General features: G+C 67.5%; 11 protein-coding genes. 3 read left to right on the top strand and 8 right to left on the bottom strand.

What is annotated here, in order from left to right:
* Positions 1-32 precede the first annotated feature (32 nt).
* Positions 33-1,427: a hypothetical protein gene (locus tag ACQPYM_RS26335; protein ID WP_433005167.1), complete on the top strand. Its 1,395-nt coding sequence runs from the start codon at positions 33-35 to the stop codon at positions 1,425-1,427.
* A 65-nt stretch (positions 1,428-1,492) separates the two neighbouring features.
* On the opposite strand, the gene ACQPYM_RS26330 is transcribed toward ACQPYM_RS26335, so the two are convergent.
* Complete coding sequence (locus ACQPYM_RS26330) at positions 1,493-2,791, bottom strand: MFS transporter (RefSeq protein WP_433005164.1); 1,299 nt, start codon at positions 2,789-2,791, stop codon at positions 1,493-1,495.
* Positions 2,792-3,022: 231 nt separating this feature from the next.
* Between ACQPYM_RS26330 and ACQPYM_RS26325 the strand changes: the two genes are divergently transcribed.
* Complete coding sequence (locus ACQPYM_RS26325) at positions 3,023-4,270, top strand: cytochrome P450 family protein (RefSeq protein ID WP_433005161.1); 1,248 nt, start codon at positions 3,023-3,025, stop codon at positions 4,268-4,270.
* Positions 4,271-4,412: 142 nt separating this feature from the next.
* On the opposite strand, the gene ACQPYM_RS26320 is transcribed toward ACQPYM_RS26325, so the two are convergent.
* The 7 genes from ACQPYM_RS26320 to ACQPYM_RS26290 are packed head-to-tail and all read right to left on the bottom strand — an operon-like array spanning position 4,413 to position 13,694.
* Complete coding sequence (locus ACQPYM_RS26320; protein ID WP_433005158.1) at positions 4,413-6,203, bottom strand: ABC transporter substrate-binding protein; 1,791 nt, start codon at positions 6,201-6,203, stop codon at positions 4,413-4,415.
* Positions 6,204-6,251: 48 nt separating this feature from the next.
* Entirely contained in the window at positions 6,252-7,508 is a 1,257-nt protein-coding gene (locus ACQPYM_RS26315) for an ATP-grasp domain-containing protein (protein ID WP_433005155.1), read from the bottom strand.
* A 20-nt stretch (positions 7,509-7,528) separates the two neighbouring features.
* Positions 7,529-8,677 (bottom strand): NAD(P)/FAD-dependent oxidoreductase, encoded by a 1,149-nt coding sequence (locus ACQPYM_RS26310; RefSeq protein WP_433005152.1) that lies wholly within the window; start codon positions 8,675-8,677, stop codon positions 7,529-7,531.
* A gap of 6 nt (positions 8,678-8,683) precedes the next feature.
* On the bottom strand, positions 8,684-10,339 hold the full coding sequence (locus tag ACQPYM_RS26305; protein ID WP_433005149.1) for a class I tRNA ligase family protein: 1,656 nt from the start codon (positions 10,337-10,339) through the stop codon (positions 8,684-8,686).
* The gene (locus ACQPYM_RS26300) at positions 10,336-10,803 is read right to left on the bottom strand and encodes a cupin domain-containing protein (protein WP_433005146.1); all 468 of its coding nucleotides are present in this window, start codon (positions 10,801-10,803) and stop codon (positions 10,336-10,338) included. The genes ACQPYM_RS26305 and ACQPYM_RS26300 overlap by 4 nt, the downstream gene beginning before the upstream one ends.
* Positions 10,804-10,805: 2 nt before the next feature.
* Entirely contained in the window at positions 10,806-12,341 is a 1,536-nt protein-coding gene (locus tag ACQPYM_RS26295; RefSeq protein ID WP_433005143.1) for a PqqD family protein, read from the bottom strand.
* Between the two features lie 36 nt (positions 12,342-12,377).
* Positions 12,378-13,694 (bottom strand): SidA/IucD/PvdA family monooxygenase, encoded by a 1,317-nt coding sequence (locus tag ACQPYM_RS26290; RefSeq protein WP_433005140.1) that lies wholly within the window; start codon positions 13,692-13,694, stop codon positions 12,378-12,380.
* Between the two features lie 245 nt (positions 13,695-13,939).
* On the opposite strand from ACQPYM_RS26290, the gene ACQPYM_RS26285 reads away from it, so the two are divergent.
* The gene (locus ACQPYM_RS26285) at positions 13,940-15,265 is read left to right on the top strand and encodes a TolB family protein (RefSeq protein WP_433005137.1); all 1,326 of its coding nucleotides are present in this window, start codon (positions 13,940-13,942) and stop codon (positions 15,263-15,265) included.
* Positions 15,266-15,268 lie beyond the last annotated feature (3 nt).

Below are 15,268 nucleotides of genomic sequence, written 5' to 3'. Positions count from 1 at the left end.
CCCACCCCGGAGGTCCTGACATGGTTACCGGCTTGAGCCGAGCTGAACTCACGGCACAGTACTTGGACGAGATCAAACGGCGCGGGATCTCGGCCGGCGAACTCGTCAGCACGCAACCGGAGTCCGTCGGGCTGCAGTCCTTCTACGGCGGCCGTTGGCTGTCCCGGCCGCTGTTCCTCGGCGCCGAGGAGGCCGAGCAGCTGGCGGACGACATCCTCACCATGCACGCGGCGCTGATCAGCCTGCCCGACAAGGTGTACGGCGGCGACCTGGCCGCGTTCGGCAAGGCGGTCGGACTCACCGACGTCCAGATCTCCGCCGTACTGCGCAGTCGCGGGACGTCGGTCACCAAGCAGAGCCGCGCTGACCTGTACCTGGACGAGACCGGCTTCAAGCTGCTCGAGTTCAACATGGGCAGCGCGCTCGGTGGCATCGACCAGTCGGACATGGCCCGCGCCTTGCTGGACCAGCCGGTACTGGCGGAGTTCGCCGAGAAGCACCGGCTCGGGTACGTCGACACGATGCGCGAGCAGGTCAACAACATGCTGGTGGAGAGCGGGTTCGAGCGCGGGTCGCGGCCGGTGATGGGCACCGTCGACTGGCCGGCCAGCTACGAGACGCTCGAGCCGTACATGGAGCACTTCTCGGGCCGCCTGAACCAGATGGGGATCGAGAGCATCTACGGGCACATCGGCCAGCTCGAGGTGCGGGACGGCGGGGTCTGGCTGCACGGCCAGCGACTCGACATCATTCAGCGGTTGTTCATGCTGGAAGACCTCGAGGACCCGGACTCGCTGGCGCTGATGGAGCCGGTGCTGGACGCGGCGGCGCGTGGCGAGGTGAAGATCTTCACCCCGCTGGACTCGGAGATGTTCGCCAGCAAGAGCGCGCTGGCGATGCTGTCGGACGAGGCGAACCGCAAGTACTTCGACGAGCGGACGCTGACCGCTCTTGACCGGCTCCTGCCGTGGACGCGGATGGTCCGCTCCGAGCAGGTGACGCTGGAGGACGGCAGCCGGGTCGAGCTGATCGACTACGTGCTGAGCCACCAGGAAGAGCTGGTGCTCAAGCCGACGTCGCTGCACGGTGGCGAAGGGGTGCTGCTGGGGTGGCGGAAGGACACCAGCAAGGAGCTGTGGGAGGAGAAGGTCCGGGCGGCCGTCGATGGTGCCTGGGTCATTCAGCGGCGGATCCGGCCGGTGGTGGAGTACTTCCCGATGCCCGAGGGTGATCCGGTGCCGTGGCTGGTGAACTGGGGTGTGTTCACGGTCGTCAACGGGTTCGGCGGTGTGTTCGCGCGGGCGGCGACGGTGGAGTCGGATCTCGAGGTGATCCGACTCCACGGCGGCGCCTCGGTCGGCTGCTGCCTCCACGTCCTGCCGGAAGACTCCGATGCTCAACCCGGCCAGGCGATCCCGGTCAAGTAACAGCTGGAACAAGAGAAACGGTCCGGCCTCCCGGCCGGACCGTTTCACGTTGTAGAAGCAGTTGCTCAGGTGGCGGGTTCGGGAGTGGGACCGCCGGTGGAGGGCTCGGGGGTCTTGGCGGGAGCTTCGTCGGGGCGGCGCATGCCGATGCGGGCGCAGACTGCGGAGAGGACTGCTACGCCGGCTGCCCAGAGCCAGAAGGTCTGGCCGACGTGGGACCACGCCCAGACGCCGACTGCGGGGCCGACCGCGTTGCCGAGGCCGAAAACGGTCAGCATGGCGCCGGAGTACCGGCCGCGCAGGTGCGGCGGCGCGACCATGCCGGGATAGGCGAAGGTGGTCGGGGCGCCGATGATCTCCGACGCCGTCCAGATGATCGTGCCGACGATCAGCAGCGCCGGAATCAGCGCGATCGCGTAGACGCCGTACCCGACCGCGACCAGTCCGAAGCCGGCGATGGCGGTGATCCGCAGCGGCCACTTCTGCACGTACTTCGTCGCCGGCACCTCGCACACCGCCACGACGATGGCGTTGGCCGAGACGACGGCGCTGTACCACCACAAGCTGAGGCCCTCGTCCACGATCGCCAGCGGGAGTACCGCGATGTACTGCGTGTAGACGATGGTCACCAGGAACACGGCAGCCAGGTAGAAGTCGTAGCGCCAGTCGGACAGTACGGCGCGGTAGCCCTGCTTCTTCTCCGCGGCCCTCGCGGCAGCGGCCTCGGCCCGATCCTCCGGACTCGCCTTGCCGGGCAGGTACTTCCACGCGATCGCGCTGTAGAGCACGGCCGCGGCCGCCTCGGCGTAGAACAGCAGGCTGTACGAGATCGAGACCAGCGCCACACCCACGATCGGGGTGACCGCGGTACCCAGGTTGATCGCCAGCCGGTACATCGCCATCGTCATCACCAGCTGGCCGGGCTTGGTCAGCTCGGCCAGCATCGCCTGCGCGGCCGGCCGGTTCAGCTGACTGACCGTGCTGACGACCAGGATCGCGATCAGGATCAGCCAGTAGGTGTTGATGTACAGCAGCGAGACGATCAGCGCGGCCGAGCCGAGCATGCTGATCAGGGTCGCGGCACGCGCGCTCAGCCGGTCGGTCAGCCAGCCGCCGACGAACGAGCCGAGCACATGGCCGGCGCCGTAGACGCCCAGGGCGAAACCGGCCTGGCCGGCCGTGAAGCCCTGGTGCGTCATGAACAGCACCAGGAAGATCTGCAGGAAGGCGCCCAGCCGGTTGACGAACACACCGAACAGCAGGGCCTTCGACGTGAGCGACGTCTGGCGCCAGGTCGCGATCGCGCCCAGGCCGGCGCCCGGTTGTTCGGTCGATGCCGGTTCGCGGTCGACTTCTTCACTCATCGGTACTTCACCCCTTGGTTCCGGGCAGGCGGGAGGCTCCGGCGGTTTTGCCGGTGGACATTTGGTCCCGCACGCTACCGCGCGAAAGGCCGGACCGACAGGGTTTGAAGGCAACAAAACAAGGCGTATCAGGGCCCTTTCCCCGATGCCTCTTGTGAGGTGACGGCGAGACATCGCTCAGCGCATGTACGCCCCTGTCGTCATGCCCTGCAGGTAGGAGGATCGGACCATATGACCATCGAAATCCACCAGGGACTCGATCGAATCCCGGACGACTTCATGCAGAGGCCGTACGAGATCCTCGAGCCCTACCGGAAAGCCGGCCGCGTGCACCACGTGGTCTTCCCGCACGGAGCCGATGTCTGGCTCGTCACCCGGTACGCCGACGTACGGACGCTGCTGCAAGACCCGCGGGTGAGCAAGGACGGCACCCGGATGAACGAGATGTTCGCCCGTCACACCGGGACCTACGTCGAGACCGACAAGCCCGACGTCGGCTTCGACGACGAGCTGTCCCAGCACATGCTGAACACCGACGCGCCCCGGCACACCCGGCTGCGTTCCCTGGTCAGCAAGGCGTTCACGCTCAAGCGGATGGAGAACTTCCGCGACCGGATCGAGGAGCTGGTCGCGCAGTACCTGGACAAGCTGGAGGGTCGCGACGACGTCGACCTGGTCGGCGAGTTCGCCCAGCCGCTGCCGATCGTGATCATCTGCGACGTGCTCGGCATCCCGTTCGAGGACCGGGAACGGTTCCAGCAGTGGGCGGTCGAGCTGGTCGGCGCCGGGCACCCGCCGGAGGTGGTCGAGAACGCCTCGAAGAACGTGCAGGAGTACGGCCACGCGATCATCGAGATGAAGCGCAAGAACCCCGGTGACGACATGGTCAGCGCGATGATCGCCGGCAACCCGGACGGGGACCGGCTGACCGACGACGAACTCGTCGCGATGATCTTCCTCTATACCGTGGCCGGTCACATCACCTCGCAGCACACGCTGTCGAACGCGATCCTCAGCCTGCTCACCAACCCCGACGCGATGGAGCGGCTGCGCGGCGACCTGTCGATCATGTCGCACGCGATCGACGAGCTGATGCGGTACGACGGCGGCGTCGGCGTGGCCACCTTCCGGTTCTCCCTGGAGGACATCCCGATCGGCGACACCGTGGTGCCGGAGAACAGCATCCTGGCGCTGTCGATCCTGTCGGCGCACCGCGACGACGAGCAGTACCCGAACGCGAACAAGCTGGACCTGGACCGCCGTCCCAAGGGCGTTCTCGGCTTCGGCCACGGTCCGCACTTCTGCATCGGTCAGCCGCTGGCCAAGATGCAGACCAACATCGCGCTGACCCGGCTGCTGGAACGCTTCCCGGACCTGCGGATGACCGCGGACCCGAAGTTCCTGGAGTGGGAGCCCAGCACGCTGCTGCGCGGTATGCATCACCTGCCGGCCGCGACCACACCGCTGCCGAAGTCCTGAACCGACCCACCTTGTGCATCAGCTGAGCAGATCTGGCCCGCCAGAACGCTCAGGGCGTGCACAATGTCGGCGGTGAGAAACGAAAGCGCCGCCCCGGCCGATGAGGTTGGGGCGGCGCTTTCGTTGCCGGGGGAGCGGTGGGTCACTCCTCGACGTAGTACCAGTTCTCCGGGTTGATCAGGCCGTACGGGTTGACCGGCTCGACACCGTGCAGGTTCTTCGCGACCTCGAACATCCGGTTCGGGAAGCCGGGCGACCAGATCGTCGGGACCTGCTCGGCGATGTAGTCCTGGTACTCGTACAGCGCCTCGGGGTCGTCGCTGTGCACGGTCCGGTCGATCAGCTCGTCGGCCTTCGGGTCGGAGTAGTCGCCGAAGTTGCTGCCGCCGCCGGTGCGGAACAGCATCTCACCGGTCAGGTGGCCGTAGTACGACCAGCCGCCGTTCCAGGTGTTGATCTCCCACAACCGCTTGGCCGGCTGGTTCGGGGCGTGGTCCTCGGCCACCATCACCGAGCCGTAGACGGGCTCCAGCTTGAGCTCGATCCCGGCCTTGGCCGCGTCGTCGGCGAAGATCTTCAACAGGTTGAGCAGCGCGTCCTTGCCCTCGACGTACCGGATCGTGAAGGACATCCGGTCGCCGATCTCGACACCCTCGCCGGCGCAACCGGCGACCTCGCCAGGCTGCACGCAGCCGGCGGGCAAGGTGCTGGTGTCCCATCCGTGCGCCTGGAGCAGCGCGTTCGCGGCCTCGGGGTCGAACGGCATCGGGTCCTTGAGCTGCTTCGGCGACACGTGCGGGTTGGCCGGTGACGGCGGGATCGGGCCGTCCATCCGGTAGGCGTTGCCGTTGAAGACCTCCGCGATGATGCGGTCCTGGTCCAGGCACATCTGCAGCGCCTGCCGCACGTAGGTGTGCTTGTAGATCGCGGCCGCGGTGGAGTCGTTGTCGAAGTTGAACGGCATGTACCGGACCACGAACACGTCCTGCGGTACGACGCGGTACAGGTCCGCGAGCGGATCCGGACCCCCGTCGGTGACCTCCATCCCGGGCGGCAGGTAGCCGATCTGGATGCCGTCCTCGGCCTTCGGACCGGCCAGCAGGCGTTGGTACATCAGCTCGTCGGTGTCGTTCTGGACCTGCCGGAACTCGTCCAGCTGCGGCTTGTTCGGGCCGGAGTACAGCTCGTTCGGGACGAAGGTGACCATGCCGTCCATGGTGTAGCTCTTCAGCTTCCATGGGCCGTTGACGACGCTCCAGACCGGGCTGTCGGCCCAGCGGCCGCGGTGCAGGTTGGCCTCCTCGGTCCAGTCGCCGTTCTCCGAGACCAGGTAGTCGTAGACCGCCGGGATGTCGTCCTTGTCGAACGACGCGTGCGCCGGTCCGTCCGCGGTGCGGTCCCAGGCCTTCGGCATCGGGGTGATCAGCGACAGCTGGTTCATCTCCACCCAGGTCTTGGAGTACACCTGGTCGAAGGTGAACCGAACCTTGTCCTCGGCAACTTTCTCGTACGACGACAGGTTGTCCGGGAAGTAGCCGGGTACGTAGTACCCGAGCCGGTCGCCCTTCACCGCCATCATGTTCACCCAGAACATCACGTTGTCGGCGCAGATCGGTTCGCCGTTGGACCACTGCCAGGGCTTCAGCGTGACGGTGACGCTCAGCCCGTCGTCGCTCCACTCCGGCGGGCAGGCCAGGCTCAGGTCGGGGTCGACCTCGGGGGCGCCGTCGCGGCCGAGCCAGTACAGCGGGCGGAACATCAGGATCTGGAACTCGTACAGGTTGCGGATCCCGATCCGTTCCCGCGGCGTGAACGGGAAGATCGCGGCCGGCGGGAAGCCGGGGTTGCAGGCCCAGGTGACGACGCCACCCTTGACCGGCCGGCGGGCCTCGGACGGCTGGTCGGAATCCTGTGTGGTCAGCGTTGTGGACATCAGGTCACCTTTCTTCAACAGCTTGCGGTAGGTCGGCTCGTGGGTCGGTCAGGCGGTGGCCGGCAACGCCAGGCGGACGTCGATCTGTGCGGCGAACTCGTACGCCGTCTGGATCGCCTCCTCGAAGGTCGATCCGCTGGTGCACAGGAAGCCGAGGATGTTGTTGCCGTCGGGCGGACGCCGGACGACGTCACCCGGTTTGGCCGTGATCTTGAGGAAGAACACCCGGTCGTCGTCGGCCACTTCGGGCGGCACGGTGATCTGCTCGATCCGGCCGGGCCCACTGATCAGGCAAGTGCCGGCCAGGTGTACGCCGGTCGGGTGGTAGTGCCGGACTTCGGGCTTCACCCCAGCGGAGACGGCCATCAGAGCCCGGATCGGGCAGTAGCCGGTGCTCAGCCTCGCGAAGTAGTCCAGCCCGCCACCGCCCGGCCGTACCGCGATCTCCAGCATGTGCGGCTTGCCCTGGTGGAAACGAACTTCCGCGTGCATCACGCTGCGGCGCAGACCTTGCGCACGTGCCGCGGTGGCAACGACCTCGTGTACTGCGGCCAGCTGGTCGGCGTCGAGCGTGGTCGGTGCCTGGTGCGCGTCGTCGTCGAAGGTGTTGCCCTCGATCGTGATCCGGTCGACGATCGACCCGAGGTACACCTCGTCGTCCCAGGCGACCGCCTCGATCTGCATCTCCCGCCCGTCCAGGAACGACTCGACCAGCAGTCCGTACGGGCCGAGATCGATGCCCTCGGCCTCCATCCGGAACCACGACATCCTGGCCATCCCGGCAACCGCCTGCGGGAACCGGGTCCGCAGCTCGTCCGGGCTGTCGATCTTGAACACGAAGTTGCTCGCAGCACCTAACGTCGGCTTGAGAATGATCGGGTAGCCGAACTCGTCGGCCGCCGCCAGCGCCGCCGCCAGATCAGGCACCAGCCGGTACTGCGGTACCGGCGCGCCGCCGCGTTCCTGGGCCTCCCGCATCAGGAGTTTGTTTCTGCTGACCCTGGCCACGTCCAGTCCGACGCTGGGCAGTCCGAGCGCCTCGGCCACCGCGGCGACCGTGAGCACCCCGGACTCGGAGAAGGTGAGGACGCCGTGGAACCCTTCGACGGCATGCCACTCGCGAGCCGCGGCGATGATGTCGTCGATGTGCTTGGAGCCGGCGATCCGGTACCGATCGGCCGGCCAGTAGCCGGGTTCGCCGAGTCCGTTGAGCACGAACAGGGTGCCGCCGAACTCCTCGACCTGCTGGTAGCGGGACTGGTAGTAGCGTGCGTTCTGCACGGCCTCCAACGCGAGCAACTTCATTGTGACCAACACAGCATGACCTACTCCTCACCGACCGCGGCGAGCTGGCGCGGCCTGTCGATCGAGTCGAGACCGGTCGGGCGGGGTGACGCGCCCACAGCACGATCGGCGATCGCCTTGGCGATCTGGGGTGCGAACTTGAAGGACATCCCGCCGCAGGCCGCAAACGCCCAAACCGTTCCCGCGCCGTACGCCGCTAGCAGCGGCCCACCGCGAGTCCGTTCGGACAGGTAGAAGCCGTCGGTGGACCCGACCACCGCAGCGGGGTCAAAGCCCTGCAGCAGTTGGGAGAACACGTCGATGAGGTGTTGGCGGCACTGGTCGGGAGTGACCCGGTCGGTCATCGCCTCCACCGGGCGGCAGGCGCTCGCCGCGCTCAACCGCATCGGCGCATCCGACAGCGGCACCGTCGGCATGAACCAGGCGTCGGCGTCCGGACCGAGCCCCAGGACGGCAGGCATGTCGGACCAACTGCGCCGCCCGGTCGGCGGTCGGTACGAGAGAACGCTCTGCCGATACAGCGTCAGGTCGGACCCGACCTCACCCGCCAGCAGTTCACGAGACCACGGCCCGGTCGCCACCACGATCTTGTCCGCGGTCTGGGTGCCGCCGTCGGCGAACCGGATCACGCCAGTTCCGTCGACCTCGCACACCGCGACCGCTTGCCGATGCGGATGCAGCCGGACCCGAGGCTGCGCGCCCAGCCAGCGGGCCATGGCGACCAACGCATGATCGGCCAACACCACACCGGCTGTCGCTTCAAGCACGCCGGCAGACCCTTCAGGGAAGTGGACCTTCGGGTACCACTTGGCCAGGTCCAGTGGTGACAACGCCCAGGCCTTCGCGCCAGCGGCCGTGAGCACGGCAAGCTCAGCCGATGCATTCTCGGGCGACATCGCGGTCAGCGCACCGGTCGGGTGGTAGAAGCGCGTACCGACCAGACGTTCGACGTCCAGCCAGCCGTCGTGCGAGGCCGCGGCCGCGGTGGTCAGCGCCGGTTCACCACGGTGCAACGCGCGGACCACCCGCAGCCGGTCGTTCGACGTCGCCGACGGCGACGGGATCGGGCCGGCGTCGACGAGATCGACCTGTTCCACCCCAGCGGTCCGGACGCATTCGATCGCGGTGAGCAGCCCGATCACGCCACCGCCTACGACCGTGATCCGCATCGGGTGTCACCCACCCGCGGTGAGAACACCGTCGGCCGGGCTTGCAGCCAGCGACGGCGGAGCGAACGGCGTGATGTCAGCGACGTCGAACGATCCCGCGACGAGTAGCCCAGCGTCCGGCGTACCGTCGAAGACTCCGGATTCCTGAGCTGCGGCCACCAGGTCGATCAGCAGGGGAGAAGCCACTGCGAGGAGGGCTTTCACCTCGCAGAACAGGTCGCCCCACTCCTCGGGCTGCTCGGCCAGGCCGATGCCGTCGAGCGCGACCGCGCGGCGCCGGAGCCGGTCGATGTGCACCAGCACGGTGTCCGCCGAACGGTTCAGGTTGAACGTCGGCATCTCGTAGCTGAGGTCGAAGCGCTCGAGCATCTTGACGACCCGGCCCCGCGCGGTCGGCGAGACCGGCAGCTTGGAACTGTCGCCCGCGTTGGCAACTGCCTTGGCGAGCGAGCCGGCCAGCTGGTTCCACGGGCCGATCAGCCGTTCCTCGGCCATCTTGTCCAGCCCCGCGCGGCTGAAGGTCGACCGCTGGTACTCCGGGGCGGTCAGCGCCAGGTAGAGCCTGGCCACGTCGCGCGGTACCTCCTCCAGCAATGCCTGCGGGGTCAGCACATGGCCTTTGCTGGTCGAGAACTTCGAGCTCTCCAGCTCGTAGAACTCGTTGTTGATGATGGATTCGGGCCAGACGTACTTGTCGCCGTGCGCCATCAGCATCGCGATGTGCGGCAGGCAGAAGTAGTAGGCGTTGTCGAAGCCGAGGAAGTGCACGATCCGCAGGTTCTCCGATGTGCGCCACAGCTCACCGGGGACGGTGTCGCGGCCGAGGTTCCGGGCGGCGTACGAGGTGGTGAACATGCCGGCCGGGATGAGTTCGAGCCAGGCGTTGAGCACCTGCCCGGGCACCTCCGGGAACTGCGCGTCGATACCCCAGTTCAGTGGGAAGGTGATCGGCACGTCCTGCAACGGGCGGGCCAGCAGCTCGGCGATCATCTGCCGCACGTGCGGGCGCCGGTGCTCGGCCAGCGACTCGTGGTACTCCGTCAGCCGGTCGCGGTACTCCTCCAGCGGCAGCACCATGATGGTCGCCTCGCGATACGTCAGCTTGTCGCTGGGGTCGATCGTCGAGTGCGGGTTGATCAGCTGGTCGAAGTTGTTCGGGTGGCAGCAGGTCTCGCACAGGCCGCCGCGGCTCATCGTCAGGCAGACCGGGCACTCGCCCTCGATCAGGCCCTCCACCATGAACTCGCCGGTCCGCTCCAGATACGGCAACCGGACCGTCTTGAGCTTGAAGACGCCGGCCGCATGCAGCGCGCCGAAGTACTGCAGCACCGTTGCTTTGTACGCCGAGTCGAACGGGCCGAACCCGTCGAAGGAGATGCCGATCGCCCGCAGGGCTTCCTGGATCTGCCCGGTCGAGCGCTTGCACAGCTCTTCCGGCGAGATCCCTTCCCTGGCAGCGGATGCGACCACGTAGGTCTGGCTGTCGTCGGTCTCGGTGGTGAAGATGACGTTGCGGCCGCGGGCCCGCTGGTAGCGCGCGTAGACGTCGCCGGCCAGGTACGGACCGGCGATGTGACCCAGGTGCATGCCGCCGTTGGGGGTCGGGTTCGGTCCCAGGACGAGGACGGGACGGTCGTCGTCGGAGGGCAGGACTCGGCTCATGCGTTCACTCCCGCTCGCTCGGCGTTCTCGATTTCTTCTGCGGTAGCAGCGTTTTCGGCTGCCTTGGCCGCTGCCTCGGTGGCCAGCGCCTCGGTCTCGGATCCCTCGTACTCGGCGAGGAAGCGCTTGGCCATCTCCGGGTCCCACCAGATGCTGGTGAAGACGAAGTCCTCGTCGTTGTGGTTGTGCACCCGGTGCAGCTGACCCGGCGTGAAGTAGCAGACGTCACCGGCCCGGAACGGCTGCCGTTCGCCGCCGCACTCCACCACGCACTCGCCGGAGACGGCGACGAAGATCTCCTGCTCGTGGTGGGTGTGCAGCTTGGAGACCGTGTTCGCCCGGCAGACGGCGTACGAGACCTCGAACGGCGCGTTCAGCACCGCCCACGGCATCAGCCGCTGGGTGTCGACGCTGTACTCGTGCACGAGGTTGTCCCGATCAAGCCGGGAGATGTGTACGACCATGGTTACCGTCCCGAAATCTGCTCGAAGGTGTTCGGACCGTTCTGGGTGTGCCGGGTCTCGATGACGGCCTTGTGCGGGTCGCCCTGCAGAATCAGGTCGATCACCGGCGTTCCGCCGCCGCCGGGCGTCTGCACCGACCGGCTGTAGAGCACCCGGAGCTGGCTCGGCTCGAGGCCGCTGATCCGCTCGAGCTCGGCGGCCAGGTCCGGATCGTTCGTCACCCCGGCCAGCAGGCTGTGGATCTCGGTGAGCCGGCCGGACAGCTCGGGGTGCTCGCGCTCGAGGAACTGCTCGAGGCCGGCGCCCTGCCCGGCGAAGGGGGAGTAGGTCATGCAGACCAGGTGGCTCTCGGTGAGTCCGAAGGTCTCCAGTGCGTACTCCTCGGCCAGCAGCCGCATCCGCTTCAACGCGTCCGGGGTGTCGTAGCGGGCCCGCATCAGCTCGATCAGGCTGGCCGGGATGTCCTTCTTGCGCATGAGGCCGAGCGCGAACTCGACGTACTCGGCCATGCCCTCGTCGTACGAGCGCTGGAACAACCGCTCGGCCTTCAGTCCACGCAGGTGCGCCATCAGGGCCGGGTTGGCACAGTCGGACTCGGTGAAGCTGAACGCCAGGTCGTCGAACTGGAAGCCGAGGAAACCGGTCAGCAACTCGAAGTGGTCACCGGCCGCGTAGTCGGTCTCGTCGTAGATCGAGAAGAACCGCAGGTGTTCCGGTACGGCGGTCCTGACCTGCCGCTCGGCGATCGCGGTGGTCGCGTCCGGGCCGAGGATGTCGGTGAAGTACGCACCCGAGATGTCGTCGAGCTGGCCGAGCACCTTGCCGAAACCGTTGTCGGTAGTGGCGTGCTCGCGCAGTGTGCCGGGGTCGGTGGCACGGATCTGGCGGGCCAGCCGGCCGACCCAGGCGGTGTACTGCCGCTGCTCCCGCGGGGAGTCGCCGGTGATGATGATGTCGGCGCCCTCGCCGTGCGCCGCGGCCACCCCGAAGGCGTTGAAAACACTGAGGTTGCAGGAGTTGCAGAACGTCGGGCGGCCGTCGGCGAAGGTGCGGTGACCGGTCATCAGGATGTCGAGCCGGTTGCGCCGGATCACATGCTCGCGTTGGGGCGAGTCGACGGAGAACTCCGAGACCTCGTCGCCGTCGACCAGCAGCAGCTCGCAGTCCGGGTCGCCGAACAGGCGCAGTGCGTGGTACTCGCGATCGATGTTCTCCATCACCGGGCGGGGCATGCCCGCGTGCCGGTTGGTCGCCACCCGCATCCGGAACGTGCGGCCGTACACCCGGTACAGGATCAGCTGCATCGTGCGGACGAAGGCCAGTGTGTACGAGCTGTCCTTGCCGCCGCCGTAGGCGACCAGGACGAGGTTGCGCTCCAGCTCCTCGCGATGCGGCAGCACCGCCTCGAGCCGGACGGTGCACCGCAGGGCCTCGGCCAGCACGCCCGGTGGCATTGCCGCCCGCAGACCTGCGAACGCCTGGTCACGGGCCCAGGTCACTTCGTCGTCTGAGGTCCGTTCGAGTTCGACCATTGCCATCCGGGCTCTCCTCGGGGTGCGCCGTTCTGCCACCCGTTAGAGCGTGCTGCCCGCCTTGCCTGATACAGCTTCGACCGATCCGGCAACCGCCGGGATCCGCTCGCGGTGGGCGATGATGTCGCGGCAGATCTCCTCGGCCCGCTGGGCCAGCACGCTGAGCAGGGTGTCGGAGATGCCGTGCGTCTGCTCGTTGACGCCTTGCAGGTAACAGGCCCCCGTGCTCTGGGTGCCTTGCGCGCCGAGATCCAGCCGGTACGCGCGGGAGACGTCGATCCGGTCGAGGTCCAGACTGCCGGCGATCTCGCGCACCAGTCGCGGCATCCGGACGTCGAAACCCGTGCCCAGGAAGACCACATCGCGATGCAGCTCGGTGACGGCGCCGGTCCGGCGATCGGTGAGCTCGAGAACCAGTTCGTCGCCGGTGTCCCGGGCGCCGGTGATGTCGACCATCGTGACGAGTCGCCGTTCGTTGCGTCCGTTGAACCGGTCGAGGTACAGGTCGGCGTACAGGTGCTCGAGCATCGCGGGCGTGACGACGGAGTAGTTGGTCCGGTGCATCTCCGCGAGGATCTGCGCGCGGGCGGCCGGCCGGGCGTCGTAGAAGTCGTCCACGAACGCCGGGTAGTAGAGCTCGTTGGTGAACTTGCTCGACTGGTCGGAACTCAGCCCGATGGAACGCATCAGCCAGGCGACATCACTGTCGGGCAGGTCCTCGCGCAGGGCCCGGAACATCTCCGCGGCGCTTTGCGAACTGCCCACGACTGCGACCCGGTACGGCAGTTCGCCGGAGAACTCGGCGACCCGTTGCCGGTACTCGGTGCTGTGGACGATGCGGGTCCTCGGCAGGTCGGCGAGCACTGGTGGAATGTTCGGCTCGCGGCTTCCGCCGTACACGAGATAGCGGCTGGAGATCGAGGTGCCGTCGGCCAGCGTGGTGAGCCAGCCGGTCACCGCTCCGCCCGCGTCGCGTTGCGGTTCGATCCCGACGCATTCGCGCCCGAGCTCGATCCGGACCCGGGCGAGTGAGGACGCCACCCAGCGCAGGTACTCGGTGAACTCCACCCGGTACGGCGTGAAGGTGCTCATGTTGACGAAGTCGTCGAGCCGGCCGGTCTCGTACAAATGGTTCAGGAACGAGAACCGGCTGCGTGGGTCCCGCTGGGTGACCAGATCCTTGAGGAACGACACCTGGCTGGTGGCCCACGGCATCAACATGCCTTGCTGCCAAGCGATCGTGGGGTTCCGGTCGATCAGCAGACTGTTCTCGGCCAGCTCCGGCGCCAACTCCTCGAGCGCCACCGCCAGTCCCAGATTCGACGGGCCCGCCCCAATCGCCAGCAGCTCGACTTCCACACACTGTCCAGACATCCACGCCGCCCTAGTCTCGGGGAACACCTCCCCATCGAGAGGCCCTGAGGAGCGACGGCTGATACACCTACCGCGGCTCGGACAGCAGCGCGAGGCGGCTGCGGAGGCGTCTCGGGGGTAGAAGAAGGTCCCGGCGAGCAGGGCGAGGAGGGCCTGTCGGAGGGTCCCTCGGAACGCGAGATAACTTCCTGTGGTCGGGGCGCATCTAGTTGGTGTCCTAAGGGGGCATCATGAAGGTGATTCCTGGCATCCAGGTGCACAAACCGGTCCGAACCGCAGTTGCCGTGATCGTCGTCGCCGCGGGGGCGGTGGGAGCGATCGGCGGTCCGGCGGCTGCCGGGGGTGATCGGCAGCCGGGCACGATCAGCATGGTGTCCGTCGGACCGGGCGGAACGGGCGGCGACGGTGCCTCCGGAGCTAACGGGACCTCGGGGACGTCGAAGCACGGGCGCTACGTCGTCTTCGTCTCGGCCGCGACCGATCTCGTCGCGAACGACACCAACGGCCAGACGGACGTCTTCGTCCGCGACATGGTGACCGCCCGGACGACGCTGGCCTCCGTCGGACCGGGCGGAGTGCAAGGCAACGCCGAGAGCCGGGAGGCCTCGATCTCGGCCGACGGTCGGTACGTCGCGTTCGACTCGTTCGCCTCGAACCTGGTGCCCGGCGACACCAACGACAGTCCCGACGTCTTCCGGCACGACCTGCTGACCGGGCGAACCGCGCTGGCCTCGGGAGGTCTGCAGGGTCCCGGGGACCAGGGAGCGGTCTTCCCCGACATCTCGGCCGACGGGCAGCATGTCGCCTTCCAGTCCAGCTCGACGAACCTGGTGCCCGGCGACACCAACGAGTCTTCCGACATCTTCGTCCGGAATTTCCTGGCCGGCAGCACCGAACGGGTGTCGCTGACCTCCGCGGGACTACAGGCCGATTGGGTCTCGGCCCAGCCGGCGATCTCCGGCAACGGACGCGTCGTCGCCTTCGACAGCAACCCGGCCATCCAGGTCCGTGATCGCGACAAGGGCACGACGCGCTCGGTCTCGGACGGCGTACCGGGCGATCCGCGGTCCCCTATCCACAACTACAGCGCTGCGGATGTCTCCAGTGACGGCCGGTTCGTGGTGTTCTCGGTCTACAGCATGCTAGGCAGCGACCAGGTTGCCAACGTCTGGCTCCGCGACCTTCGCACCAACAGAGTGCAGCTGGTCTCGGCCGACCACCTGGGCAAGCCCGCGACGAACTTCGGGGGCGCCACTGGCACCGTCTCGGCCGATGGAAGGTACGTGACGTTCTCGACGACGGGCCGTACCTCACCCTCGGACCGCGGCCTCCTCGGCGACGTGTACCGGCTCGACCGGTCGAGTGGCACTCTCGTCTGGGTCACGCATCGCCAGGACCAGACCAACCCCTGGCTCAACCGGATCGGCAGTTTCGTCCCGGCGATCTCCGATGACGGGCAGCACATTGCCTTCGACTCCGACGACACGCGCCTGGCCGGCATCGTGGGCCCGTCCGGCTACGAGAAGTACCTCTGGAGTCTCACCCCGCCGAGCTGACAT

It is taken from the genome of Kribbella sp. CA-294648 (genome assembly GCF_050943845.1).
GTDB lineage: Bacteria > Actinomycetota > Actinomycetes > Propionibacteriales > Kribbellaceae > Kribbella.
The sequence above is the reverse complement of the archived record's forward strand: the minus strand, read 5'-3'. Positions and strand labels throughout refer to the sequence as shown.

Bases quoted from the DNA above. Each gene is read 5' to 3' on its own strand.
- ACQPYM_RS26315 (WP_433005155.1), bottom strand. From the start codon at position 7,508: ATGAAGTTGCTCGCGTTGGAGGCCGTGCAGAACGCACGCTACTACCAG.
- ACQPYM_RS26295 (WP_433005143.1), bottom strand. From the start codon at position 12,341: ATGGCAATGGTCGAACTCGAACGGACCTCAGACGACGAAGTGACCTGG.
- ACQPYM_RS26300 (WP_433005146.1), bottom strand. From the start codon at position 10,803: ATGGTCGTACACATCTCCCGGCTTGATCGGGACAACCTCGTGCACGAG.
- ACQPYM_RS26305 (WP_433005149.1), bottom strand. From the start codon at position 10,339: ATGAGCCGAGTCCTGCCCTCCGACGACGACCGTCCCGTCCTCGTCCTG.
- ACQPYM_RS26285 (WP_433005137.1), top strand. From the start codon at position 13,940: ATGAAGGTGATTCCTGGCATCCAGGTGCACAAACCGGTCCGAACCGCA.
- ACQPYM_RS26310 (WP_433005152.1), bottom strand. From the start codon at position 8,677: ATGCGGATCACGGTCGTAGGCGGTGGCGTGATCGGGCTGCTCACCGCG.
- ACQPYM_RS26325 (WP_433005161.1), top strand. From the start codon at position 3,023: ATGACCATCGAAATCCACCAGGGACTCGATCGAATCCCGGACGACTTC.
- ACQPYM_RS26320 (WP_433005158.1), bottom strand. From the start codon at position 6,203: ATGTCCACAACGCTGACCACACAGGATTCCGACCAGCCGTCCGAGGCC.
- ACQPYM_RS26330 (WP_433005164.1), bottom strand. From the start codon at position 2,791: ATGAGTGAAGAAGTCGACCGCGAACCGGCATCGACCGAACAACCGGGC.